Below are 1,560 nucleotides of genomic sequence, written 5' to 3'. Positions count from 1 at the left end.
GGGAGTGCCGACGTCCCGTAAGACTGGTTCGGTGGTCCCTCCCGGTAAAGGGGGGCTAACCGGCATACTTATTACATGGCTGAGCTGAAGATCGGCTACGCCCGGGTATCGACAGTCGATCAAGACCTCACGGCGCAGCGGGAGGCGCTGGCGGCGCTCGGCGTCGACCCGAAGCGAATCTATGTCGACCACGGCCTCACTGGCACGAACCGAGACCGACCCGGATTACGCCAAGCGCTCGCCGCCTGCCGCAACGGCGACACGCTCGTCGTGACAAAGCTCGACCGCCTCGCCCGCTCCGTTCCAGACGCACGCAACATCGTCGACGAACTCACCGCCAACGGCGTGCGTCTCAACATTGGCGGCTCGGTGCACGATCCGACAGACCCGATCGGCCGGCTGCTGTTCACCACGCTGAGCATGATCGCCGAGTTTGAAGCCGACCTTGCTCGCGCCCGGACGCGGGAGGGCATGGCCGTCGCCCGGGCCAAGGGGCGGCTGCGCGGCAAACAGCCCAAGCTCAGTCCACGGCAGGAGGCGCACCTCGTCGAGCTCTACCGCGCCGGAACCCACACCATCGGCGAGCTCGAGGAACTGTTCCCGGTCACCCGCTCGACAATCTACCGGGCGGTCGCGCGCGCGGGTGGGCGAGCGATGGGGACGACAACACAGAGCCCAACACGATGACCGATCTGGTAGGAAGTACCACGCGCGGCATCTTCCGCGACTTGATGACTGACAGCACGGTCAGCGCGATCAGCACTGCATTCCAGGACGAAGGGTTCGCGCCCGACCCTGACTGCCGCTACGAAGACAGCAGCGTACGTCGCCAGACGACGCAGTCGTACCTGGATGCGGTCGACTGGACCGACCCACGACACGTCGGCCGATTTCTCCGGGTCGCCGAACGATTATTCAATGGCTGGGAACCTCAGGGCCTGAGCCAGTTTCACCAATCGCTACGCCGCGACGGCTACCAGGTCGATGAGCAGACCGCCCAGATCACGCCGGTCGGGCCGCAACTCTCGATCGAATCAATCGCAAGGCTCGCGGACCCGTCAGCCATCCGCGAGGGCTTCGAGCGCATCAGGCGTGCGATCAGCGACGATCCCGCGCTCGCGGTCGGCAGCGCCAAGGAACTGATCGAAAGCACCGCCAAAATTGTCCTCAGCGAACGTGGCCAGCCGTTCGACGACAAGTCCGACCTACCTAAACTAGCGCGCGCAGCACAGCTTTCGCTCGGACTGGACCCCTCGAACGGTTCCGGACCGGATGGCAGCGAAGGTGTTAAGCGCATCCTGGGCGCGGTCACAACCATCGCCAATGGACTTGCCGAGCTGCGCAACCGCGGGATGGGCACCGGACACGGTCCGGCAACCGCACGCGTTGGTCTCGGCGTCCGGCACGCACAACTCGCGGTCAACGCGGCGCTCACCTGGTGCCAACTGATGCTCGACACCCTCGCCGACCCCGAAGCGCCCTGGCGCAAAGGTCATTCGTAAGCCGCGGCCAAACGACCACGAAAACAACCAGTTTCGTTCCGTTACTAAGGCGACCCCT

General features: G+C 65.0%; 2 protein-coding genes. Both read left to right on the top strand.

Features of this window, described 5'->3' with window-relative positions; translation table 11 throughout:
- Positions 1 to 84: 84 nt before the first annotated feature.
- The gene (locus AWC08_RS19145) at positions 85 to 687 is read left to right on the top strand and encodes a recombinase family protein (RefSeq protein ID WP_443677828.1); all 603 of its coding nucleotides are present in this window, start codon (positions 85 to 87) and stop codon (positions 685 to 687) included.
- A complete protein-coding gene (locus AWC08_RS19140) occupies positions 684 to 1,502 on the top strand; it encodes an abortive infection family protein (RefSeq protein ID WP_069432808.1) in 819 nt (272 codons plus the stop codon). Before AWC08_RS19145 ends, AWC08_RS19140 begins: the two co-directional genes overlap by 4 nt.
- Positions 1,503 to 1,560: the final 58 nt, after the last annotated feature.

This window comes from Mycobacterium gordonae (assembly GCF_002101675.1).
In the GTDB taxonomy this organism is placed as follows: domain Bacteria; phylum Actinomycetota; class Actinomycetes; order Mycobacteriales; family Mycobacteriaceae; genus Mycobacterium; species Mycobacterium gordonae.
This window is presented reverse-complemented; position numbering and strand designations above follow the sequence as displayed.

What these genes read in the sequence shown, in the direction of transcription:
- AWC08_RS19140 (WP_069432808.1), top strand. Translation starts at nt 684, where the DNA reads ATGACCGATCTGGTAGGAAGTACCACGCGCGGCATCTTCCGCGACTTG.